This is a genomic window from Microvirga sp. KLBC 81, from assembly GCF_003075415.1.
In the GTDB taxonomy this organism is placed as follows: Bacteria; Pseudomonadota; Alphaproteobacteria; order Rhizobiales; family Beijerinckiaceae; genus Microvirga.
Genome location: NZ_QDAH01000041.1, coordinates 32,030 through 53,610 on the forward strand (window position 1 = coordinate 32,030; position 21,581 = coordinate 53,610).

At 62.2% G+C, this 21,581-nt stretch carries 23 protein-coding genes, 1 tRNA gene and 1 other RNA gene; 12 read left to right on the forward strand and 13 right to left on the reverse strand.

Annotated features, from left to right (window positions below):
- Positions 1–25 precede the first annotated feature (25 nt).
- The 4 genes from DC522_RS21310 to DC522_RS21325 all read right to left on the reverse strand — a co-directional run bounded on the left by DC522_RS21310 (position 26) and on the right by DC522_RS21325 (position 2,872).
- Positions 26–102 (reverse strand) — tRNA-Arg (locus tag DC522_RS21310).
- 103 nt (positions 103–205) lie between these two features.
- Positions 206–1,645: a HAMP domain-containing sensor histidine kinase gene (locus DC522_RS21315; protein ID WP_116530640.1), complete on the reverse strand. Its 1,440-nt coding sequence runs from the start codon at positions 1,643–1,645 to the stop codon at positions 206–208.
- Positions 1,646–1,650: 5 nt separating this feature from the next.
- Positions 1,651–2,088: a hypothetical protein gene (locus DC522_RS21320; protein ID WP_116530641.1), complete on the reverse strand. Its 438-nt coding sequence runs from the start codon at positions 2,086–2,088 to the stop codon at positions 1,651–1,653.
- Complete coding sequence (locus tag DC522_RS21325; RefSeq protein WP_116530642.1) at positions 2,060–2,872, reverse strand: TVP38/TMEM64 family protein; 813 nt, start codon at positions 2,870–2,872, stop codon at positions 2,060–2,062. Before DC522_RS21325 ends, DC522_RS21320 begins: the two co-directional genes overlap by 29 nt.
- Positions 2,873–3,151: 279 nt before the next feature.
- Here DC522_RS21325 and rpmH point away from each other — a divergent pair, with 279 nt between their 5' ends.
- From rpmH to DC522_RS21365, 8 genes are all read left to right on the forward strand, one after another.
- A complete protein-coding gene (gene rpmH / locus DC522_RS21330; protein ID WP_027314822.1) occupies positions 3,152–3,286 on the forward strand; it encodes a 50S ribosomal protein L34 in 135 nt (44 codons plus the stop codon).
- 19 nt (positions 3,287–3,305) lie between these two features.
- Positions 3,306–3,755: a ribonuclease P protein component gene (gene rnpA / locus DC522_RS21335; RefSeq protein WP_116530643.1), complete on the forward strand. Its 450-nt coding sequence runs from the start codon at positions 3,306–3,308 to the stop codon at positions 3,753–3,755.
- Positions 3,748–5,601, forward strand: a complete 1,854-nt coding sequence (gene yidC, locus DC522_RS21340) for a membrane protein insertase YidC (protein WP_116530644.1) — start codon at positions 3,748–3,750, stop codon at positions 5,599–5,601. Before rnpA ends, yidC begins: the two co-directional genes overlap by 8 nt.
- A gap of 144 nt (positions 5,602–5,745) precedes the next feature.
- The gene (locus tag DC522_RS21345) at positions 5,746–7,260 is read left to right on the forward strand and encodes a CYTH and CHAD domain-containing protein (protein ID WP_116530645.1); all 1,515 of its coding nucleotides are present in this window, start codon (positions 5,746–5,748) and stop codon (positions 7,258–7,260) included.
- A gap of 74 nt (positions 7,261–7,334) precedes the next feature.
- The gene (yihA, locus tag DC522_RS21350; RefSeq protein WP_116530646.1) at positions 7,335–7,991 is read left to right on the forward strand and encodes a ribosome biogenesis GTP-binding protein YihA/YsxC; all 657 of its coding nucleotides are present in this window, start codon (positions 7,335–7,337) and stop codon (positions 7,989–7,991) included.
- Entirely contained in the window at positions 7,988–8,356 is a 369-nt protein-coding gene (locus DC522_RS21355) for a DUF423 domain-containing protein (protein ID WP_116530647.1), read from the forward strand. The genes yihA and DC522_RS21355 overlap by 4 nt, the downstream gene beginning before the upstream one ends.
- Before the next feature lie 207 nt (positions 8,357–8,563).
- The gene (gene argB, locus DC522_RS21360; protein ID WP_116530648.1) at positions 8,564–9,466 is read left to right on the forward strand and encodes an acetylglutamate kinase; all 903 of its coding nucleotides are present in this window, start codon (positions 8,564–8,566) and stop codon (positions 9,464–9,466) included.
- A gap of 82 nt (positions 9,467–9,548) precedes the next feature.
- Entirely contained in the window at positions 9,549–10,280 is a 732-nt protein-coding gene (locus DC522_RS21365) for a pyrimidine 5'-nucleotidase (protein WP_116530662.1), read from the forward strand.
- Between the two features lie 58 nt (positions 10,281–10,338).
- Here the strand turns inward: DC522_RS21365 and DC522_RS21370 are convergent, their stop codons facing one another.
- Positions 10,339–10,842, reverse strand: coding sequence for a ferritin-like domain-containing protein (locus tag DC522_RS21370; protein WP_116530649.1), 504 nt, complete (start codon positions 10,840–10,842; stop codon positions 10,339–10,341).
- Positions 10,843–10,952: 110 nt separating this feature from the next.
- Positions 10,953–12,140, reverse strand: a complete 1,188-nt coding sequence (locus tag DC522_RS21375) for a DNA recombination protein RmuC (RefSeq protein WP_116530650.1) — start codon at positions 12,138–12,140, stop codon at positions 10,953–10,955.
- 84 nt (positions 12,141–12,224) lie between these two features.
- Between DC522_RS21375 and def the strand changes: the two genes are divergently transcribed.
- Genes def through truA form a run of 4 tightly spaced genes read left to right on the forward strand, consistent with a single transcriptional unit; the run spans position 12,225 to position 14,921 of the window.
- Positions 12,225–12,743 (forward strand): peptide deformylase, encoded by a 519-nt coding sequence (gene def, locus DC522_RS21380; protein ID WP_116530651.1) that lies wholly within the window; start codon positions 12,225–12,227, stop codon positions 12,741–12,743.
- Entirely contained in the window at positions 12,740–13,672 is a 933-nt protein-coding gene (gene fmt / locus DC522_RS21385; protein WP_116530652.1) for a methionyl-tRNA formyltransferase, read from the forward strand. The genes def and fmt overlap by 4 nt, the downstream gene beginning before the upstream one ends.
- 9 nt (positions 13,673–13,681) lie before the next feature.
- Positions 13,682–14,176: a GNAT family N-acetyltransferase gene (locus DC522_RS21390; RefSeq protein ID WP_116530653.1), complete on the forward strand. Its 495-nt coding sequence runs from the start codon at positions 13,682–13,684 to the stop codon at positions 14,174–14,176.
- Between the two features lies 1 nt (position 14,177).
- Positions 14,178–14,921, forward strand: a complete 744-nt coding sequence (gene truA / locus DC522_RS21395) for a tRNA pseudouridine(38-40) synthase TruA (protein WP_116530654.1) — start codon at positions 14,178–14,180, stop codon at positions 14,919–14,921.
- Here the strand turns inward: truA and DC522_RS21400 are convergent.
- The 7 genes from DC522_RS21400 to ffs form a co-directional block, all read right to left on the reverse strand.
- Entirely contained in the window at positions 14,918–15,508 is a 591-nt protein-coding gene (locus DC522_RS21400; protein WP_116530655.1) for a hypothetical protein, read from the reverse strand. The two genes, truA and DC522_RS21400, sit on opposite strands and share 4 nt — an antisense overlap.
- 101 nt (positions 15,509–15,609) lie before the next feature.
- Positions 15,610–16,773, reverse strand: coding sequence for a succinyl-diaminopimelate desuccinylase (gene dapE / locus DC522_RS21405; protein WP_116530656.1), 1,164 nt, complete (start codon positions 16,771–16,773; stop codon positions 15,610–15,612).
- A 3-nt stretch (positions 16,774–16,776) separates the two neighbouring features.
- Complete coding sequence (gene dapD / locus DC522_RS21410) at positions 16,777–17,622, reverse strand: 2,3,4,5-tetrahydropyridine-2,6-dicarboxylate N-succinyltransferase (protein ID WP_116530657.1); 846 nt, start codon at positions 17,620–17,622, stop codon at positions 16,777–16,779.
- Between the two features lie 405 nt (positions 17,623–18,027).
- Positions 18,028–18,633, reverse strand: coding sequence for a recombination mediator RecR (gene recR, locus DC522_RS21415; RefSeq protein ID WP_116530658.1), 606 nt, complete (start codon positions 18,631–18,633; stop codon positions 18,028–18,030).
- A gap of 7 nt (positions 18,634–18,640) precedes the next feature.
- On the reverse strand, positions 18,641–18,961 hold the full coding sequence (locus DC522_RS21420; protein WP_116530659.1) for a YbaB/EbfC family nucleoid-associated protein: 321 nt from the start codon (positions 18,959–18,961) through the stop codon (positions 18,641–18,643).
- 15 nt (positions 18,962–18,976) lie between these two features.
- Positions 18,977–20,797 (reverse strand): DNA polymerase III subunit gamma/tau, encoded by a 1,821-nt coding sequence (locus DC522_RS21425; protein WP_116530663.1) that lies wholly within the window; start codon positions 20,795–20,797, stop codon positions 18,977–18,979.
- 26 nt (positions 20,798–20,823) lie between these two features.
- Positions 20,824–20,922, reverse strand: an RNA gene (gene ffs / locus DC522_RS21430) — signal recognition particle sRNA small type.
- Positions 20,923–21,581: the final 659 nt, after the last annotated feature.

Consider the following 21,581-nt stretch of genomic DNA (forward strand, 5'->3'; position numbering starts at 1 on the left):
GATCCTGATTTTGCAAGGAGATAAATGGCGCGCCCGAAAGGATTCGAACCTCTGACCCCCAGATTCGTAGTCTGGTGCTCTATCCAGCTGAGCTACGGGCGCTTGGTCGGCCGGTCGTTGCGAGAAGCAACATCAGCCGAGGCGGGTGACTTAAAGGGTTCTGACGCGCTTGGCAAGCCTCCTTTGAAGAGATTTTGCACAAAGCTCATTTTGTCTCCTGGACGGAGGCTCGATCCGGGATCGTGATCCGGAAACAGGTGTGGCCCTCGCCCTCGTCGAGACTGATCGTGCCGCCATGAAGCTGGATCAGCTCCGCCGCAATCGTCAGGCCTAAGCCTGTGCCACCCTTGTGGGCGGAACTCTGGAAGGGTTTGAAGAGATCGGCCTTCACCCGCTCCGGGATTCCAGGGCCGTTATCCTCAACGAGAATGGTAACTGTATTCCTCTCTCGGCTGGCTTTGATGTCGATGCAGGGCTGGCCCTGGCTGGGTCCGGTCTGGCTCAGGGCATGCACCGCGTTGCGCACGAGATTGACGAGCACTCGTGAGAGCTGGTCCTTGTCCGCATCGACCATCAAACCCTCCGGCACATGGGCTTTGAAGGCGATGCCGACTTCCGGTGCAAGATCCGTCAGATTCGAGAGGTCCTCAATCAACGGCGCGAGGGGAATCAGGCGGCGCTGCGGCAGGGGCTCGGTGGCGCGGCCATAGGCAAGCGTCGTTTCGCAAAAGGCAATGGCGCGGTCGAGGGTGGCCACGAGCCGGGGCGCGACCCGCTGCGCGGTCTCGTCGTTCACCCGCTCGAGACGATCCGTCAGAAGCTGCGCCGTGGTCAGCATGTTACGCAGCTCGTGATTGATCTTGCTGACGGCAAGGCCCAGCTGCGCGAGACGCCGCTTCTGGCGAAGCTCATCGGCCAAGGCCGTTTCCATGCGCGCCAGGGCCTGCTCGGCAAGGCCGATCTCATCCGCCCGGTCCGTCGGCTGGATGACGCGGGAGGCGTCCTCGGGATTGCCGGAAAATTCCGCGATGTTGCCGGTCAATCTCCGCACAGGCCGCACGATGACCCACTGCAGCGTGAGATAGACGAGACTCGCCGTGATGAGGGAAATGAAGAGCGACAGAACCAGGATGTTGCGGGAAAAATCGAGCATGGCGGCGCGCAAGGGGCGCTGATCGAGAATGATCTCGACGAAATCGACCCCCATGCCGTGGCCGATCACCCGGATCGGCTTGTCTGCCGGATTGAACAGGACATCGAAAGCATCACTCACGAGATCGATCCATTTCGCATCCCGCAAATCGATGCTCTTGCTCACCTCGGGCGGCACATCGCTGATGGCCAGAAGGCTCCTGCGCCCTCCGCCGCGAAGGGCGATGGCCTGGGCCCCGACGCCTTGCAGGAGGCGCAGTTCGAGATCTTCCGGCAGGCTCTCTTCGGGCGCCGCATCGAGGACCATGGCGGCGATCTGCGCCGCCGCGATGCGGTCGTTCAGCCAGGTCTGGCGGAAATTGGCGATCGAAGGCACATAGATCAGCACCTCCGCGATCATCACGAAAAGGATGGTCAACAGCAGCAGGCGCGCGGAAAGCCCGAACTGGCTCAGGATCCGCCATGCCAACGATTGCGGCCGCTCGACGCTCATGTCCCCTATCCCAAGCGGCGAAGCAATCCGATCGCCCGCCGCACCCAAGGATTCTGAGCCGAAGGCTTCAGAAACTCCACCGCCGTGCTCTTCGTCACCTCGGAGAAGGTGGGGTACGGATAGACCAAGCCGGCAAGATCGGAAACCTTCAATCCTTCCGTCAAGGCGAGGACCCACGGCATGATCAGTTCGCCGGCATGAGCCCCGGCGATAGTGCATCCCAGGATTTTCCCGCGCGGCGTCACAACGGCCTTCACATGGCCCACTGTTGTCCCCTCGGTCCGAGCCCTGTCGTTCTCCGAAAAGCTCCAGCGCAGGGTCCGGATGGTCCCATGCCTCTCCCGGGCCTCGGTGGCCGCCACCGACAGGCCGGCCGATCCGGCCCCGATCATGCAGAGGCCGGGCCTTAACGTCTCATAGGGCTTCTCTTTCCTTGTCTTCATGGTTGCCCCCTGTCCGTCGATATCTGACCACAATGGGAGCCAATGCCAAAATTCCTAGGACCGCCAGGGCGATAATCAGCTCGAGCGTCAGCAGGCTCTTGGCGTCGAAGTCGATCGTGCAATCTGCCCCGCTGGCAGCGAGGCATTGCTGGCGGGCCCTTTCATGCTTGGCAATGACCTCGTCGAGCCCGGATCCGGCAAAGGCAAAGGCGAAGGAGACCGGAAGCATCCCGACATAGGTCGCCAAGATATAGCTTTTCAGCCGCATGCCGAAGAAAGCGGCTGCCAGGTTGGTCAGCCAGAAGGGCATGACCGGCATCAGTCTTAAGAACAGAAGATAGGAAAAGGCCCGCCTGTGGAAGCCTTCCGCCAGGCTCTGGATCCTGGAGCCCGCCCGCTTCAGGAGAGGCCTCCCGAGGGAGGTCCGAGCAATCAGGAAGATGCTCGTCGCCCCCAGGGTTGCCGCCATGGAAGCGACCGTGCCGCCCAGGAGCCAGCCGAAAAGATAGCCTCCGATGGTCGTGAGAAAGGCAGAAGCCGGCAGGGACAGGGTCACGGCGGACACATAGACGAGCACATAAAGCCCCAGCATCGGCAGGCGATGCTCTGCCACCATCTGCCGGAGCTGAACCTGGTAATGGACGAAGGTTTCGAAGCTCAGCGATCGGTGGAGGCCCGTGGCGAAGACCGTCCCGACGGCGATCAGGAGGATCGCAAGGGGCAGACATCTCCAGAGTTTAAGGCTCGTCACCTCCCCTTCGGGTATATCATGCTTGTCTGCCACGCTTCCTCCCGACCAGGAGCTTCTATATAGCGCCTCATCTTCTCAGGCCTACCGGGCTCTCTTTCAGGAAGAAGTGAGGGGCTTAGGCAGCCTGATTGCCGCATAAAGGCCAGAGCGGCGTTGACTTTGCCCCTCCGTTCCGTCATAAGCCCGCAAGCTGACAGCGCTCTTCTTGGGGCGCTGATCGTTTTTTCGAGACAGTTTCGGGGGCGACCCCTTATCTAACCAGACGGGCGCGAGCCTTCGAGCACCGCTGCCCCTTTCGACCGGAGATGTACCGTGAAGAGGACGTATCAACCGAGCAAGCTGGTTCGCAAGCGCCGCCACGGCTTCCGTGCGCGCATGGCGACCAAGGGCGGCCGTAAGGTCATTGCTGCTCGCCGCGCCCATGGCCGCAAGCGCCTGTCGGCGTAAGCAGCCTTAAGGACCCCCGATGCGCGAGCCTCGCGCACATGTGACCATCGGGCGTCTGACGAAAAGACCTGACTTCGTCGCGGCGGCCTCCGGCCGCCGCTTTCATACGGAGCGGATGACGGTGCAGGCGCGCCTGCGCGAGACTTCTGATCCCGACACCTCGGAAACAGGCCTTCGGGTCGGCCTGACCGTCACGAAACGGGTTGGCCACGCCACCGAGCGCAACCGGATCAAGCGTCGGCTCCGAGCTGCCGTTCCCGCGGCAGGACAGGACTACGCAACCATCAATGCGGATGTCGTCATCATCGGCCGGCGCGATATTCTGACCGCAGATTACGACGTGCTCATCGACGATCTTCGGCGTGCGCTGCGGGTTGTAACCAAGCCGAAAAGCGCCCACCTCTCTGATCGCCCCCTCCCCTCCTCACCTCCCCTTAAAGGCGAGCGTCGCGGACATTCCCATGCGTGAAGACAACAAAAACCTGATCCTCGCCATCGCCCTGTCGCTGGCGGTTCTGCTGGGCTGGCAATATTTCTTTGCAGCTCCCGAGGCTGAAAGGCAGCGCCAGGCTGCGCAGCAGCAGCAATCCACGCAGGTGAACCCCGCCGCACCGAACCCGCCTCCGAGCCCGAGCCAGGCCGGCGGCGTTTCGCCGACGGTGCCGGGAACGGTGCCGAGCACGCCGGCAGCCCCCACCATCGTGTCCCGCGAGGCTGCTCTTGCCAATTCGAAGCGCGTCACCATCGACACGCCCGCCATCGCAGGCTCGATCAATCTGCGCGGCGGCCGCATCGACGACGTGTCGCTGAAGAATTATCGCGAGACGGTCGATCCCAAGAGCCCCAACATCGTGCTCCTGTCTCCGGAAGGCACGCAGAACCCTTATTATGCGGAATTCGGCTGGCTCGGCGCTCAGGCAGGCAACCTGCCCAACGCCAGCACCGAGTGGACTGCCGACCGCGACCGGCTCACCCCCTCCACGCCCGTGACCCTGACCTGGGACAACGGCCAGGGTCTCGTCTTCCGCCGCACGATCTCGGTGGACGACAAGTTCATGTTCACGTTCAAGAGCACGGTCGAGAACCGTGGCTCCGCGGCCGTGGCTTTGCAGCCCTACGGCCTCGTGTCCCGTCACGGTAGGCCGACGACGCTGGGCTATTACGTGCTGCACGAGGGCATGATCGGCGTTCTGGGTGACAGCGGTCTCCAGGAGATCACATACGACACCCTGGACAAGGAAACGCCAGTTGCAGGCTCCAACGTGTCCCAGAAGACATGGGACGGCGTGCAGGGCGGCTTCCTCGGCATCACCGACAAGTATTGGGCTGCCACCGTCATTCCGGATCAGGCGATGACCTATCAGGGCGCCTTCACGTCCCAGCAGAGCCAGGTGGGCCGCACCTATAATGCGTTCCTGCAGGGCGCAGCGCAGACCATCCAGCCGGGCAGCACGGTCGAGTCCACGCAGCGTTTCTTCGCCGGCGCGAAGGAAGTGGGGACCGTCGATGCCTATCAGAGTTCGCTCGGCATCAAGAACTTCGACCTCATGATCGACTGGGGCTGGTTCTACTTCATCACGAAGCCCCTCTTTAAGGTGCTGGACTTCTTCTACCGACTGTTCGGCAATTTCGGCATTGCGATCCTTCTCGTGACCGTGATCCTGAAGATCCTGTTCTTCCCGCTCGCCAACAAGTCCTACGCCTCCATGGCGAAGATGAAGGCGGTGCAGCCGGAGATGGTCTCGATCCGCGAGCGCTATGCCGACGACAAGATGAAGCAGCAGCAGGCGCTGATGGAGCTTTACCGCAAGGAGAAGATCAATCCGGTCGCGGGCTGCTGGCCCGTGCTGATCCAGATCCCGGTGTTCTTCGCGCTCTATAAGGTGCTCTTCGTCACCATCGAAATGCGCCACGCGCCGTTCTTCGGCTGGATCCGCGACCTCGCGGCGCCCGACCCGACCTCCATCTTCAACCTGTTCGGTCTCATTCCCTACAACCCGGGCGCGGTGCCTGTGCTGGGGCCGTTCCTCATGCTCGGCGTGTGGCCGATCCTCATGGGCATCACCATGTGGCTGCAGATGAAGATGAACCCGGAGCCGCCGGACCCGGTGCAGAAGCAGGTCTTCGCCTGGATGCCGGTGATCTTCACCTTCATGCTCGGCTCGTTCCCGGCCGGCCTCGTGATCTACTGGGCTTGGAACAACCTGCTCTCGGTCACTCAGCAGGCCTTCATCATGAAGCGCAACGGCGTGAAGATCGAGCTGTGGGACAACCTGCGCAAGACTTTCTCGCGCAGAAGCGCGACCCAGAGCTGAGATCCAGCCATCCAGAAACGATCATCCCCGGGCCAGTCCCGGGGATTTTCTTTTGGGCATAGCAGTGAAGATGTTTGACAGGCCCGTTGTGCCTTTGTGGCATTGCACTATATCGGGGCAAGGACATTGCGACGGCTTTGACGCATGGACACTCTTCCACGCCACCAGCATGCGCGCGAGATCGAGCTGAAGCTTGAACTCACCTCAGGTGCTGCGGATGCCGTTCTCAGGCATCCCCTGCTGGCCAGGGCCAAGCCCTTGCCCGAGCAGAGCGGGCAATTGTACGCCACTTACTACGACACCACCGATCATGCCTTGCGCCGTACAGGCCTGACGTTGCGTGTGCGTCGCCGGAATGGACACTCCATCCAGACCATCAAGGCTGAAGGCGATACGCGCGGTCTTGCCCTTGATCGCGGGGAGTGGGAATGCCCAGTCGAGAATGGCATCGACTTTGCGGCGGCATCGGGCACACCTCTCGCTGCGATCATTTCCGACGAGGCAATTCGTTCGCGGATTGCCCCCGCCTTCATCATCGAGACGGAACGACAAGCTTTCCTGATCGAGCACGATAATGCCGTGATCGAGCTGTCCCTGGACCGCGCGAAGGCTTCGGCAGGATCTCAGAATGCGGGCTTCTGCGAAGTGGAACTCGAATTGAAGAAAGGTGACGCTTCAGCCCTCTTCTCCTTCGCATGCACTCTCGCAGAAAGTGCTCCTCTCAGGTTGTCGCCGATCACGAAATCAGAGCGTGGATACGACTTGATCGATGGCATGGCTGCACGCCCTGTCCTGGCAGGCAAAATCGACCTATCGCCGCGAACATCCTGCGCCGAGGCTTTTCAGATCATTGCCCGGTCGTGCCTGTCCCAAGTCGTTCGCAACGAAGAGATCTTTCGCCGGACCCACGATGCAGAGGCCCTTCACCAGATGCGTGTGGGATTTCGCCGGCTCAATGCGGCAATCTCCCTTTTCAAGCCCATGCTGACGAACCGGGAGAGCAGGGATGTCAGGGACGAATTGCGGTGGGCGGGAAAACAGCTCGGCCCCGCGCGCGACCTCGATGTGCTGATTGCCAGCGTGCACAAGCCCGCCGATGTGGGCGCACACGCAGCTGAGCTGAAGAGGGCCGAGCGGAAACGCGCAAAGGCTTATGACAAACTATTTGAGACACTGTCATCCCGGCGCTTTATGCGCATTGTCTTAAGAGCGGCTGCCTGGATCGAAGCGGGCCGCTGGCTGAAGCGCAAAAATCAATCTATCGCGGAGATGCGGCAGCACCCCATCGAGGGTCAAGCGGTGGAAGAGCTGACGCGCCGCTGGAAACCGATCCGCAAGCGCGTGAAGTGCATCGCCGAGATCGAGCCGCAGGACCTCCATGTACTTCGACTCCGCATCAAGAAGCTGCGCTATAGCTCCGAGTTCCTTGAAGGCGTCTTCCGGGATCGTGCGCAAAAGCCTGGCCGATCCTGGCTTGCCACCCTCAGGCGCCTTCAGGACATTCTGGGTGAGCTGAACGACATCTCCGTCGGCTCGAGCATCATGCCTGCCCTGGCAAAGTCGGATCCGGAGCGGGCCGAGCGCCGTGAGAAAAAGCTCCTCTCACAGGCCGAGAGAGCTGCTCGGAACTTGCGCAAATCTGATCCATTCTGGATCTGAAGAAGCCTGTCAGGCCTTGGACGGCGAAGTTTCACGCCTTGAAGAATATCCTCCGAGCGCCGATAAGAGATCCCATGACTGATACGGTACCTGACACCGACCCCTTTGTCGAAATTGGCCGCAAGCTCTTTGCGGGCGAGGCCGATTTCATCTGGGCTGCGAATTCCCTGAAGAGCCTGCCGCCCCAAAGCAAGGTCGAGATCGCCTTCGCCGGACGCTCCAACGTGGGCAAGTCGAGCCTCGTGAATGCGCTCACCGGGCGCAATACGCTCGCGCGCACCTCGCACACGCCGGGGCGCACGCAGCAGCTTAATTTCTTCAACATCAATGACCGCCTCCACCTCGTGGACATGCCCGGCTATGGCTATGCGGCCGTGGACAAGGAGAAGGTCCATGCCTGGACGCAGCTGATCCACGATTACCTGCGTGGCCGCGCCAGCCTCGCCCGCGTCTATGTGCTGATCGACGCCCGCCATGGCATCAAGCCGGTCGACGAAGGGGTTCTGGAAACGCTCGGCACTGCCGCCGTCTCATACCAGATCGTGCTGACGAAGGCGGATGAGCTGAAGAAAGGCGAACTCGAGAAGCGAATCGCCGACACCGCGGAGAAGATCTCGAAACGTGCGGCCGCCTACCCTGAGGTTTTGCCGACATCAAGCCGAACCGGCTTCGGCATCCCCGAGCTGCGCGCCGGGATTGCACGGCTGCTCAGTGAGAGAGGCGCTCTGTGACCTTGGCGACTCGCCTCCTCATCTCTCTGGCCGGCCTCTCCGGCGCCCTGGGCGTAGGCCTTTCCGCAGCGGCGGCGCACATGACGGGCGGCAATCTCACGACGGCGGCCCAGTTCCTCCTCTTCCATGCCCCCGGTCTTCTCGCCCTGGCGGCCCTGATCTCGGCGGGGGCCGTTCACCCGACCCTGGCTCAGGTCGCCGGCTATATCCTGGTCCTGGGCCTTGCCCTCTTCTGTGGCGACCTCGCTCGTCGTGCTTTCGCTGGGATCGCCCTCTTCCCCAGAGCCGCCCCCACGGGCGGCGTCCTGTTGATGCTCGGCTGGGTTCTGGTGGCGGCTTCCGCTCTTCTTCGCCTGCGAGGCTGAAGCCCTTGTTTGCATGAGGCTGCGCTTCAGCGCATCGTGCGGACCCGAAGGGCCGCGCCAGCGAAAAGTGGTCCCGGTTTTCCGCAAAGAACGATGCGCCACTCAAGAAATGAGCATCGGATGGATCCCAAAAGTGCATTCCACTTTTGGGTCCGATGCTCTAGAAGGCAGGCCGTTTCGTCCTCTTTCCACCCGCTGGAGCCGCCTATGTCCGATTCCAAACAGCTCCCCGACGTCCATGTGCAGGCCGAGGTGCTTGTCCAGGCCCTGCCGCACATGCAGCGCTATGACCAGCAGGTCGTGGTGATCAAGTACGGCGGCCATGCCATGGGTGACCGTGCGGCGGCCGAGGATTTCGCCGAGGACGTGGTGCTCCTCGAACAATCCGGCATCAAGCCCATCGTCGTTCATGGCGGCGGGCCGCAGATCGGCAAGATGCTCGACAAGCTCGGCATCAAATCCGAGTTCAAGGGCGGCCTGCGGGTGACTGACCAGGCAACGGTCGAAGTGGTCGAGATGGTCCTCGCGGGCTCCATCAACAAGCAGATCGTGGGCTGGATCGGCACCGAGGGCGGCAAGGCTGTCGGCCTTTCGGGCAAGGACGGCAACATGGTGGTCGCCCGCAAGGCGACCCGCACCGCTGTCGATCCCGATTCCAACATCGAGAAGGTGGTGGATCTCGGCTTTGTCGGCGAGCCGGAAAAGGTGAACCGCGAGGTTCTGGACCAGGTTCTGAGCGCCGAACTCATCCCGGTTCTCGCCCCCGTGGCCATCGGCCAGGACGGTCAGACCTACAACGTCAATGCCGATACCTTTGCAGGTGCCATCGCCGGTGCCATGACCGCCAAGCGCCTGCTCCTCCTCACGGACGTCCCGGGCGTTCTGGACAAGAACAAGAACCTGATCCCGGAGATGACCATCGAGGATTGCCGCCGCCTCATCGCCGACGGCACCATCACCGATGGCATGATCCCGAAGATCGAGACCTGCATCTACGCCCTGGAGCGGGGCGTGGAGGCCGTTGTCATCCTGGACGGGAAGGTGCCGCATGCGGTGCTGCTGGAGCTCTTCACCGATCACGGCGCAGGCACGCTGATCCGGCGTGGCTGAGCTGCCCCCTTTTCGGGCACTCCCAACATCCCTATATTGAAAGCAGTGGGGCCGCACGGCCCCATTGCCGTCTTTGGGATCCATGAACGCTAAACCGCCGGTCGAAAACCACCTGTCGTCTCCCGATTCCCGCGCCTTCTCGCACGTGGACACCTGGGTCTTCGACCTCGACAATACGCTCTATCCGCACACCTCGCGGGTCTGGCCGCAGATCGACGAGCGCATCACCCTCTATATTGCGGAGCTCTTCGGGTTGGACGGCATGTCGTCCCGAGCACTGCAGAAATATTTCTATCATAAGCACGGCACGACCCTGCGGGCTCTGATCAACGAATACGACATCGACCCGCACGACTTCCTCGATTTCGCGCATGATATCGACCACACGGATATCGAGCTGAATGCCAGCCTCGGCGAGGCGATCGAGAAACTGCCGGGCCGCAAGCTCATTCTGACCAATGGCTCGCGCAAGCACGCGGAGAACGTGGCGAAGAAGATCGGCATCCTCGATCATTTCGAGGACGTGTTCGACATCGCCGCATCGAACTTCGTGCCCAAGCCCGAAAGGCGTGCGTATGAGCGCTTTCTCGATAAGCACGGGGTCGAGCCTTCGCGCTCGGCCATGTTCGAGGATATCGCCAAGAATCTCACCGTGCCGCATGAGCTCGGCATGACGACGACATTGATCGTTCCGAAGACGATTGATCCCTTCCGGGAGAGCTTCGAGCAGGAGGCGGTGAAAACGCCGGAGATCGACTACATCACCAACGATCTCGCGGATTTTCTGCGTCAATACGCACTGCCGGTGAAGTAAACGTCTCCAAATGAGAATGGCCTCCCGAAGGAGGCCATTCCGCTTTCCGTCAGAAAACTCATGCAGCCTGCGTATTGATCTTGCTCTCGGCAATGCGATTGAGCTTCTGATCCGTCGCTTTTTCCTGATCCAGGATCTGATGCAGGACGCCTGCGCAGTCCTGACGGCCAAGCTGCTTGGCCCAGGCCACGAGCGTGCCGTAGCGGGTGATTTCATAGTGCTCCACGGCTTGAGCGGCGGCAAGCAAAGCGGCATCGAGAACCTGCGGATCATCGATGTCGCCGGCGATCTCCTGCGCTTCGTCGATGATGCCGTCGATGGCCGGGCAGGTCACGCCTTTCGGATCATGGCCGTGCATGCGGAAGACCTGTTCGACCATCTGAATCTGCTGCTGGGTTTCGCCCAAATGCGTCTGAAATGCCTGTTTCAGTTGCGGATCGGAAACCTGCTCGATCATCTGCGGCAGCGCCTTCGTGATCTGCTGTTCGGCGTAGTAGATGTCCTGCAGGGTGTGAACGAAGAGATCGTCCAGCGACTTGATGTCCTTCGACAAGAGACCCATAGCGCTTAATCCTTCCCGATGTGTGACGTCGTCCAACATGCAAGCGCCCGCATTCGCGTGGCGCCTCGGCTAGAGTTGGGAGAACGTCGCGATGGAAAGGCGGTTCCGGTCTATTCGACGATACGCAGGTCGCGTCCTTGAAGCCTCAACATCTCGGCGCGAGCTTGAGCATCCCCATCCTCGAATTCGAGCGTCTCGATCCTCTCGCCACGCTTGACGATCTTTTCCGTCGAGACGCGGATTTGCACTACATCGTCCTGCGCCTGCCGGAAGTGAGCATCGAGCTTGGCCACGCGGCTGTCGAGACGGCTCACATCTTCGAGAAGTTTTTGCACCTCGATCTGGATCACACGCGCTTCCTCGCGGATGCGCGCATCGCGCACGAGGGCCTGCATCACCTGAATGGCGAGCGTGAGAAGTGATGGCGAAACGATGACGATGCGAGAGCGGTGCGCCTTCTGCACCACATCGTCGAAATGCTCGGCGAGATCCGCATAGATCGACTCTGCCGGCACGAAGAGCATGGCGATATCCTGCGTCTCACCGGGAATGAGATATTTTTCCGCAATGTCCTTCACGTGCACGAGCATGTCGCTGCGCACCTTCGCGGCGGCACGGGCACGCGCCTCTTCCCCTCTTGCCGCACGGAAGGAAGTGAAGCCTTCCAGTGGAAATTTGGCATCAATGACGAGACCGCGCGTATCGCCCGGCAGACGCACGAGGCAATCGGGCCGCGTTCTATTGGAGAGGGTTGCTTGGAACTCGAAAGCATTTGGGGGCAGCCCATCGCGAATGATCGCCTCCATGCGCCCTTGGCCATAAGCGCCTCGGCTTTGCTTGTTGGCGAGGATGTCCTTCAGCCCGACAAGCTCGCCGGTGAGGCTGCTGAGGTTCTGCTGAGCCGCATCGATCACGGCGAGCCGCTCGTTGAGCTTCGACAGGTTCTCGCTCTGATGGCGCGTCGAAGCCTCCAATCCCTGCCCTACCCGATGTTGGAGCCCGTCAATCCGCTCCGAGATCATGCGTATGAAGTCGCTCTGGCGGGAGCCGAAAACCTCGGCCATGGTCTGCATGCGCCCCGTCATCTCCGCCTGGATGCGCGTGAGCTCGGCCACCTTGTCGTCCATTTCACGAGCGCGCTCCTCCGCAAGCGCTGCTTCCAGAGCCTTCTCCCGGCGCGTCTTCAGGAGCAGCACTGTCACGAGGGTGAGGAGCAGCAGGCTCAAAGCCGCCATTCCGATGACGATATGCCCCCAGGTCAGGGCGTGATTGCCGAGGATCAGGACAATATCGTTCATGGCCACCCTTCCCGTTGACGGCGGCATCCGAACATATCACGAACGATTTGACCATCCTTCTATAAGCCCTTATCTCCCGCGATCATGACCATCAGAGCCCTCGTTATCATCCCCGATCCCAAGCTCCGCCTGGTTTCCGAGCCCATTAAGGAAATCACGCAAGAGATCCGCCAGCTGGCAGACGACATGCTGGAAACCATGTACGACGCCCCCGGCGTGGGCCTTGCCGCGATCCAGATCGGTGTGCCCCTGCGCATGGTGACTATGGACGTGTCGAAATCCGAGGACGAGCGCCAGCCGATGGTGCTGATCAACCCGGAGATCACCTGGGCCTCGGAGGAAAAGCGGGTCTACGAGGAGGGCTGCCTGTCGATCCCCGAATACTACGAGGAGGTCGAGCGGCCTGACCGGGTGCGCTTCCGCTACATGAACCTCAATGGCGAGACAGTCGAGCAGGAGGCAGATGGCCTCCTCGCCACTTGCGTGCAGCATGAGATCGACCATCTGAACGGCGTTCTGTTCATCGACTATCTGTCCAAGCTCAAGCGGGACCGGGTCATGACCAAGTTCAAGAAGGCTGCAAGGCGCGAGGCCGGAGCATGAGTCTGCGCGTCGTCTTCATGGGCACGCCGGACTTCGCGGTGCCCACGCTTGCGGAGATCGTCGGCCAGGGTCACGAGGTCGTCGCCGTCTATACCCGCGAGCCGGCTGCCGCCGGGCGAGGCATGGAACTGAAGCCCTCTCCTGTCCACAAGATGGCAGACCGGTTCGGCCTTCCCGTCTTCACGCCCAAGACCCTGCGCAGCGAAGAGGCTGCTGAAGCGTTTCGCAGCCTCGATGCCGATGTGGCGGTCGTGGTGGCCTATGGCATGATCCTGCCGAAGACCATTCTGGAGGTGCCGGAACTCGGCTGCCTCAATCTCCACGCCTCCCTTCTTCCCCGCTGGCGCGGCGCAGCGCCGATCCAGCGCGCCATCATGGCGGGCGATAAGGAAACGGGCGTTGCCGTGATGAAGATGGAGGAAGGGCTCGATACCGGGCCTGTCGCCATGGTCGAGAAGGTGGCGATCGCTCCCGACATGAATGCAGGCGAGCTCCACGACAGACTGATGGTGCTGGGTGCCGACCTGATGGTCCGCGCACTCGCGGCCCTCTCCCGCGGCGGCTTGAGTTTTACACCACAGCCGGAAGAGGGCGTCACTTACGCCCACAAGATCAAGAACGAGGAAGCCAGGATCGACTGGTCCAGGCCTGCACAGGCCGTACATGACCATATCCGCGGTCTGTCCCCCTTCCCCGGTGCCTTCTTCACCGCTGATTTCGGTAAGGGTGAGGAGCGGGTGAAAGTTCTGAAAGCTGCGTTGGGGAAAGGCTCGGGTGACGTAGGGACACTTCTCGACAGCGAGGGTACGGTATCTTGTAGCGATGGGGCTGTTCGCCTGATTCAGGTTCAGCGCGCCGGCAAGGGCCCCGTTGCCTTCGATGAGTTCCTTCGTGGCGTGAGAATCAGTCCGAGCGCCCGCTTCTTATGAGGTTCGTCCATGGGTATCCGCGTAGAGGAAGCCGCCGATTGGTCCGCGGTTAATGCCGTCTACGAGGCTGCCTTTGGACAGCTGATCGAAGCCGACCTCGTCCGCCGCCTGCATCATGACGGCGATCTCATCCTCTCCCTTATGGCGTATGCGGATAAGCCTGTCGGCCACATCGCCTTCTCGCACTTGGCTCTTCATGAAACACCTTCCGTCAAAGGCTGCGTGCTGGCACCGCTGGCGGTTACGCCCGAGTTTCAGCAACAGGGCATCGGTTCGACCCTCGTCCGGAAAGGCCTTGAGAGGCTCACGGCCGCTGGATATGACTTGGCCGTCGTTCTCGGCGATCCGAATTATTACAGCCGTTTCGGGTTCACGCCCCAACTGGCAAGGCCATTGAAAACCCCTTATGACGGGCCTTATCTCCAGGCCCTTGCTCTTTCCGAGAAGGGAAAAGAGGCCCATGGCCCGGTGTCCTACGCCCGGGCCTTTGCAGAATTGAAGTGACATGCCCCGCTACAAGCTCGTCGTGGAATACGACGGCACGCCATTCACAGGCTGGCAGCATCAGACGAATGGACTCTCCGTCCAGCAGGCGGTGGAGGATGCGATTGCGCGCTTCGCCGGTGAGACGGTCCGCATCCATTGCGCCGGGCGCACGGATTCCGGTGTTCATGCGACCCATCAGGTCGTGCATGTGGATCTAACGAGGGAATGGCGGCCCGATACGGTGAGGGACGCCACCAACGCTCATTTGAGGCCCGCGCCCGTGGCAATCATCTCGGCGCAGATGGTCCCTGAGACCTTCAACGCACGCCTCTCGGCGATCAAGCGGCATTACGTCTACCGCATTCTCAATCGCCGCGCTCCGCCGACACTCGACGCCTCCCGCGTCTGGCATGTGGCCTGGCATCTCGATGCAGCCGTCATGCACGAAGCAGCCCAGATGCTCATTGGGCGGCATGATTTCACAACTTTCCGTGCCGCGGAGTGCCAGGCAAACAGCCCGATCCGCACTCTCGACCGGCTGGATGTGGAGCGCATCGGCGACGAGATCCGGATTTACGCCTCCGCCCGCTCGTTCCTGCACCATCAGGTGCGCTCGATGACCGGAACGCTGGAGCGTGCCGGAGCCGGACGCTGGCCGGTGGACGATGTGCGCGCGGCGCTCGAAGCGCGAGACCGCAGCCGCTGCGGTCCCATGGCACCTCCGACAGGACTTTATCTGATCGGCGTCGATTATCCGGTTTAACCGAGCAGGCTGCGGGTGATGCTGCCCACGCAGGAGTTGAGCACGATCCCGAGCAGCACGATGCCAATCGCCGGAAGGTTCGACAGCCCCAGTGTCGCCTTGGTGGCAAACCATTGCATCCGCACGATAATCACCGCGAAGGCAAGGCTGAAGACGCTAGCGAGCGCCGGCGTGGCCCATCCGAGCAGCAGGAGCATGGCGGGCACCGACAGCACGAGCAGGCCCATGGCCGTGATCCAGTTCGTCACGATGACGAAAGGCACATAGGCCTTCGTCAGGTTGAAGCGGCGAGCGATCCAGATCATGGCGAGGGGCAGCACCATGAAGCTCGCCACATGGCCGAGCGCCACCACGAGATCGATCCAGACATTGTCGAGCAGGGAGCGGTCTGGCTGCAGGAGGCCGAGGCGCAGGCGCTCAAATGCCAATGAGACGACGTAAGCGGGGAGCGTCAGCCAGATCGCGGTAAACGAGCGCCAGAATCCTCGCTCGCTCATGTCGAAGGATTTCAGTCCCTCGGCCCTGCTGTGGAGCAGGTCGAGCGTTCCCCTGAACGAGCGGTTGACCTCATCTGCCGTGACGATCATGAGCAGCCTCACATGGATTGGGATGCTCACGGGAAACCGGCTGGAGTCGCAAAACGTTCCGGCAGAACTCCGACTTTAGTACAATAAAGCCGCGCTTATCCCTAGGGATTAGGCGCGAAATAGGCGTTCAACACTTTGCGATAGATCGCAGCGAGCCGGTTGAGATCCTCCACTGCTACGCGCTCGTCGACCTGATGCATGGTCTGTCCGACGAGGCCGAACTCGACCACCGGGCACTCCTTCACGATGAAACGCGCATCCGATGTCCCGCCCGTGGTGGAGAGTTTCGGGCGGAAACCCGTCTCCGTTTCGATCGCATCGGCGATGAAGCCCACGAACTCGTTCGGTGGCGTGAGGAAGGCAATGGCATTCGTCGGCGCCATGTGCAGCCTGTATCGAACACTGTTACCGGCCGCTTCGCTCAGGCGGCTGGAGATTTCTGCTTCCAGGCTCTCGGGCGTCCAGAGATCATTGAAGCGAATGTTGAAGGTGGCTCTCGCCTCGGCAGGGATCACGTTGGAGGCGGGATTGCCCACATCCACCGTCGTCACCTCGAGGTTCGAAGCATCGAAATGATCCGTGCCATGATCGAGCGGCTCGCGCAGGAGCCCCTCCAGCAGGCGCAGCATGCCGGGGATCGGATTGTCCGCGAGGTGAGGATAGGCGACGTGCCCCTGCTTGCCCTCCACCACGATCTTGCCGGTGAGCGAACCACGCCGCCCGATCTTGATCATGTCCCCGAGCTGGTTGGGATTGGTCGGCTCGCCAAGGATACAATGATCGAACCGCTCGCCTCGCCCCTTCGCCCATTCGAGGAGCTTGACCGTGCCGTTGATGGCGGGTCCCTCTTCGTCGCCCGTGATGAGAAAGCCGATGGAGCCGCCGAAATCCGGATTGTCGCGGATGAAGCCGAGCGCCGCCGCCATCATGCACGCGATGCCGCCCTTCATGTCGACCGCGCCGCGCCCGTAAAGCTCGCCATCCTCGATCTCGGCGCTGAACGGATCATGCCGCCAGCGGCTGACCTCGCCCGGCGGCACCACGTCCGTATGACCAGCGAAGAGCAGGTAAGGCTCGCCCATGCCGTAGCGAGCGTAGAGGTTCTCCACGTCCGGCGTGCCCGGCTCGGAGAAGACCGGGCGATGCACCTCAAACCCCGCCTCCTTCAGCACGCGCTCGATGAAAGAGAGCGCACCGCCTTCCTCCGGTGTCACCGACGGGCAGCGAAGGAGCGATTGAGCGAGGGAGAGAGGCGAGGTGTCCATTAATCAATCCCGCAGCAACTCGTTGATGCCCGTCTTGGCGCGGGTCTGCGCGTCGACGCGCTTGACGATGACGGCGCAATAGAGCGAGGGGCCGGGGGTGCCGTCCGGCAGAGACTTGCCAGGAAGAGACCCAGGAACGACCACGGAATAGGGCGGCACACGACCAACAAAGACTTCGCCCGTGTTGCGGTCGATGATCTTGGTGGAGGCGGAGAGGAACACGCCCATGGAGAGCACCGAGCCTTCACCCACGATTACGCCTTCCACCACCTCGGAGCGGGCGCCGATGAAGCAGTTGTCCTCTATGATGGTGGGGTTGGCCTGAAGCGGCTCGAGCACACCACCGATGCCGACGCCGCCGGAAAGATGCACGTTCTTGCCGATCTGTGCGCAGGAGCCGACGGTCGCCCAGGTATCCACCATGGTGCCCTCGCCCACATAGGCACCGAGATTGACGAAGGAAGGCATCAGCACCACGCCAGGCGCAATATAGGCACCGCGCCTCACAGTGCAGTTCGGCACCGCGCGGAAACCTGCAGCCTTGAAACGGTTCTCGCCCCAGCCGTTGAACTTGGAGGGAACCTTGTCCCACCAGGTCGCCTCGTCCGGGCCGCCCTTAATGATTTCCATGTCGTTGAGGCGGAAGGACAGGAGCACGGCCTTCTTCAGCCATTGATGCACCTGCCATTCGCCGCCCTCGGCCTTTTCCGCCACGCGGGCCTTGCCGGAATCGAGCAGTTCCATGGCCTGCTCCACGGCATCGCGCACGGCGCCCGTGGTGGAGGGGCTGACATTGGCGCGGTCTTCCCAGGCAGCGTCGATGGTACGGGCGAGGTCGGTCATGGACATGGGTTCACTCGGAGCAAAAGGGTTGTTCGAGCCTTGCTTAGCAACGAGATCGGCCCCTGTCACCTGCACAAGAGAACAACAGCCTAAAGCATCGGACCCAAAAGTGGACGCCACTTTTGGGGCCAATCCGATGCTTTCTCCCATTAATGAGCGCATCGTTGATGCGGAAAACTGGGTCCACTTTTCGCTGGCGCGGCCCTTCGGGTCCGGACGATGCGCTAGCAGAGCGTTTTCACTGCCCGACCTTCCGAACGCGATACCGGAACCGAGCCATCTCCTGTCATGGTACCAGTGCGTGACATTCGGAGCGTTCTCTACGCCACGGCGTTCCTGTTCGCTGTTGCGGTGCTGGTGCTGCGTGGTGGGTTTCTATATCGAGTACCGGCCTGAGATCATCGATGCAGGTCAGAACGACGTGCGCTGACGAATGGCGGCGGAGAGCGTTCCTTCATCGAGGTAATCCAACTCACCGCCGACCGGCACGCCATGGGCGAGCTTCGTCACTTTTACCGGCAGGTGCCCGAGCAACTCGGTGATGTAATGCGCGGTGGTCTGTCCATCGACCGTGGCGTTGAGCGCGAGGATCACTTCCGTCACGCCGGGCTCGGAGGCGCGGGCGATGAGGCGATCGAGGTTCAGGTGTTCGGGGCGAACGCCATCGAGCGGCGAGAGCACGCCGCCGAGCACATGATATCTCGCGTTGATCGCACCGGAGCGCTCGAGCGCCCAGAGATCGGACACATCCTCTACCACGACAAGGATCGATGGATCGCGCTTGGGATCGCGGCAGACGGTGCAGGGATCGGACGTATCCACGTTGCCGCAGGACGAGCACACGACGATCCGTTCGTTGGCGATGCGCATGGCATCGCTCAACGGATTGAGCAGCGTGTCCCGCTTCTTGATGAGATGAAGCGCAGCGCGACGCGCCGAGCGCGGGCCGAGGCCCGGGAGACGCGCGAGAAGCTGGATCAGACGCTCGATCTCGGGACCGGCAACGTGCTGGGCCATCGATGCCTCAGAACAGCTTCAGGCCGGGCGGCAGGGGCAGGCCCTTGGTCAGGCTTTCCATGCGCTCCTGCGCCGCACGATCGGCTTTACCGCGCGCGTCGTTCATGGCGGCGACGATGAGATCTTCGAGGATCTCCTTCTCGTCCGGGTTCATGAGCGACGGATCGATGCTGATCGCCTTGAGGTTACCTTTTCCTGAGATCTTCACGGTGACAACACCGCCGCCGGCGCTGCCCTCGACTTCGAGGTTGTCCAGCTCGGCCTGGGCATCCTGCAGCTTCTGCTGCATTGCCTGAGCCTGCTTCATCAGTCCCATGATGTCCTTCATGACCGCGCTCCTCGATTAGAACATTTCGTCGTCGGCGTCCGCCTCATGCGCCGCCAGCACCTCGGCTTCGCTCATCTCAGTCTCAGTGTCTTCGCCCACCTTCTCCGCGCGCTCGATCACGTTGACGATCTGCGCACCAGGGAACTTGGACAGAACCGCCTGCACGAGAGGATGACTGGCCGCGCCTTCCTTGCGCTCGCGATCCGCAGCGATCGCCTGATCGCGCAATGTGGGCGCACCTTCCTCGGATGAAAGCGAGACCATCCAGCGCTGCCCGGTCCATTGCTGAAGCGCGCGCGCCAGATCGTTGGCGATGGTGCGGTTACCGGACTCGGCGAGGCTGAGTTCGATGTGGCCTTCCTCGAACCGCACGAGGCGCACGTCTCGCTCCAATGCGGCCTTCAGCACGATCTCGCGCTTCTCGCCCGCGAGCGCCACCACGTCCTCGAAGCGGCGCAACCGCATCGTCGGCTCGGCAGGTGCCGGTTGAGGGCGAGGCTGCGGCTGAGGCTGCGACGTCGCAAGTGCCATGCTGCCGGAAGTGGACGGACCACCCGATGGCCTTGACGGTGCAGGCGCAGGACCGCCGGACGGCAGCGGCGCGCCGTCCTTCAGCGCGCGCAAGGCTTCATCCGGCGTCGGCAGATCGGCGGCGTAAGCCAAGCGCACGAGCACCATCTCGGCCGCCGAGATCGGACGGTTGGAGGATTGCACTTCGGGAATGCCCTTCAAAAGCATCTGCCAAGCGCGCGAGAGCGTGCGCACCGAGAGCTTCTGCGCATAATCGAGACCGCGCGTGCGCTCGATCTCCGAAAGAGCCGGATCTCTCGCGGCTTCGGGGATCAGCTTCAGGCGCGTGACCACATGCGAGAACGCGGCGAGATCGGAGAGGATCACCGCCGGATCGGCACCGGCATCGTACTGCGAGCGAAGACCGGCAAAAGCGGCCGGCACATCGCCGCGCATCACGGCCTCGAAGAGATCGATGACCTGCGTGCGATCGGCCAATCCCAGCATGTCGCGCACCGTGTCGGGCGTCACCGCGCCCGCGCCATGGGCAATCGCCTGATCGAGCAGCGAGAGCGCGTCGCGGGCCGAGCCTTCCGCCGCACGGGCGATGGCTGCAAGCGCCTCCTGCTCCGCCTGCACGCCCTCGGCCGCGCAGATGCGGGCGAGATGCGCCACGAGCTTGTCCGCCTCGATGCGGCGCAGGTCGAAGCGCTGGCAGCGCGACAGGATCGTGACGGGGACTTTGCGGATTTCGGTGGTGGCGAAGATGAACTTCGCGTGGGGTGGCGGTTCCTCAAGCGTCTTCAGGAAGGCGTTGAACGCCTTCTCCGAGAGCATGTGGACCTCGTCGATGATATAGACCTTGTAGCGGGCCGAAACCGGCGAATAGCGGATGCCGTCGATGATCTGGCGCACATCGTCGATGCCGGTATGGGACGCGGCGTCCATCTCCAGCACGTCCACGTGCCGCGATTCCATGATCGCCTGGCAGTGCACGCCGAGTTCCGGCATGTGGATGGTGGGTGCGCCGGCGCCGTCGGTTTTCTGGTAGTTGAGGCCGCGGGCGAGAATGCGGGCCGTGGTGGTCTTGCCCACGCCGCGGACGCCGGTGAGCATCCATGCCTGGGGAATGCGCCCGGTCTCGAAGGCGTTCGAAAGGGTGCGGACCATCGCCTCCTGGCCGATCAGATCGTCGAAGGTGCGGGGGCGGTATTTGCGGGCAAGGACGCGATAGGGCGAAGACTGCGCCTCGGATACGGGCGCGGCCGGGAAACCCGGCAAGGCCGGCTCGTCGTTCAGGGGCGTGCCGGCTGTGGTGTCGTCCATCGGCTGCAAGGCTTTGGGAAACTCGAAGGTGGGAGGCTGGACGAAGACCCGTTCGGTCTCGTTAGGGCTGCTTCCTTCCGGACCTGACCCGGTTGGCGAGCGAGACGTCCCTCGCCAACCTCCCAATGGCTATATGGGCGTTTCGGGTCAGGAACGCAAGTTGGAAACTTTTTTCCTGTGAGTCATCCCAGGGCTACACAGCGGAACCCGGGATCGTTCTCACGCCCAGGGCCCCACCATCACCCGCCCTGTCCCGGTGATCCCGATCATGAGAAGCGCAGGGCCCATCGGATCGGGGGAATCCTGAGCGCAGCGCATGAAAATGATCCCCTTCCCTCGCTGCGCTCGCCTGGGAAGACGCGGGCGAGCGATGTCAAAGAGCCAAACGGAAGCGGCCTCGGCTGGCGAGCCTGCCGAGGGTGAATGGGTCGAGGGGGGCGCGAGGAGCGGTCCGGCTCGATCTGTGATGATGATGCTTGGAACCGAACGGCTCCTCGCGCACGGCTTCTTTAGGCGGACACCGCAGCGGTCGCTCGGGACCTGCGGGCGGCCTCCTGCCGGTGGGCTGGCGTTCAGCCTCCTCCGCAGGACCGTGCCCCGGCTCCACAACCTGCGACGCCTCGCGAGCGCGCCCCTCGGTGAGCCGGGACAAGACACGATATAGCCGAGCTTAGGACAGAAGTCAAGAACGAACAGAGAACATTCTGCGGCTGTCCAATCCAGTTCTCCGTCATCCCCGGGCTTGTGCCGGGGATCCCGCTTCGGTGAGGCGCGGCGTTCCTCC

Excerpts from the sequence above, each read along its gene's own strand:
- DC522_RS21315 (WP_116530640.1), bottom strand. The coding sequence starts at position 1,645 with ATGAGCGTCGAGCGGCCGCAATCGTTGGCATGGCGGATCCTGAGCCAG.
- DC522_RS21320 (WP_116530641.1), bottom strand. The coding sequence starts at position 2,088 with ATGAAGACAAGGAAAGAGAAGCCCTATGAGACGTTAAGGCCCGGCCTC.
- rnpA (WP_116530643.1), top strand. The coding sequence starts at position 3,306 with ATGCGCGAGCCTCGCGCACATGTGACCATCGGGCGTCTGACGAAAAGA.
- yidC (WP_116530644.1), top strand. The coding sequence starts at position 3,748 with ATGCGTGAAGACAACAAAAACCTGATCCTCGCCATCGCCCTGTCGCTG.
- DC522_RS21345 (WP_116530645.1), top strand. The coding sequence starts at position 5,746 with ATGGACACTCTTCCACGCCACCAGCATGCGCGCGAGATCGAGCTGAAG.
- yihA (WP_116530646.1), top strand. The coding sequence starts at position 7,335 with ATGACTGATACGGTACCTGACACCGACCCCTTTGTCGAAATTGGCCGC.
- argB (WP_116530648.1), top strand. The coding sequence starts at position 8,564 with ATGTCCGATTCCAAACAGCTCCCCGACGTCCATGTGCAGGCCGAGGTG.
- DC522_RS21365 (WP_116530662.1), top strand. The coding sequence starts at position 9,549 with ATGAACGCTAAACCGCCGGTCGAAAACCACCTGTCGTCTCCCGATTCC.
- DC522_RS21370 (WP_116530649.1), bottom strand. The coding sequence starts at position 10,842 with ATGGGTCTCTTGTCGAAGGACATCAAGTCGCTGGACGATCTCTTCGTT.
- DC522_RS21375 (WP_116530650.1), bottom strand. The coding sequence starts at position 12,140 with ATGAACGATATTGTCCTGATCCTCGGCAATCACGCCCTGACCTGGGGG.
- def (WP_116530651.1), top strand. The coding sequence starts at position 12,225 with ATGACCATCAGAGCCCTCGTTATCATCCCCGATCCCAAGCTCCGCCTG.
- fmt (WP_116530652.1), top strand. The coding sequence starts at position 12,740 with ATGAGTCTGCGCGTCGTCTTCATGGGCACGCCGGACTTCGCGGTGCCC.
- DC522_RS21390 (WP_116530653.1), top strand. The coding sequence starts at position 13,682 with ATGGGTATCCGCGTAGAGGAAGCCGCCGATTGGTCCGCGGTTAATGCC.
- truA (WP_116530654.1), top strand. The coding sequence starts at position 14,178 with ATGCCCCGCTACAAGCTCGTCGTGGAATACGACGGCACGCCATTCACA.
- DC522_RS21400 (WP_116530655.1), bottom strand. The coding sequence starts at position 15,508 with ATGATCGTCACGGCAGATGAGGTCAACCGCTCGTTCAGGGGAACGCTC.
- dapE (WP_116530656.1), bottom strand. The coding sequence starts at position 16,773 with ATGGACACCTCGCCTCTCTCCCTCGCTCAATCGCTCCTTCGCTGCCCG.
- dapD (WP_116530657.1), bottom strand. The coding sequence starts at position 17,622 with ATGTCCATGACCGACCTCGCCCGTACCATCGACGCTGCCTGGGAAGAC.
- recR (WP_116530658.1), bottom strand. The coding sequence starts at position 18,633 with ATGGCCCAGCACGTTGCCGGTCCCGAGATCGAGCGTCTGATCCAGCTT.
- DC522_RS21420 (WP_116530659.1), bottom strand. The coding sequence starts at position 18,961 with ATGAAGGACATCATGGGACTGATGAAGCAGGCTCAGGCAATGCAGCAG.
- DC522_RS21425 (WP_116530663.1), bottom strand. The coding sequence starts at position 20,797 with ATGGACGACACCACAGCCGGCACGCCCCTGAACGACGAGCCGGCCTTG.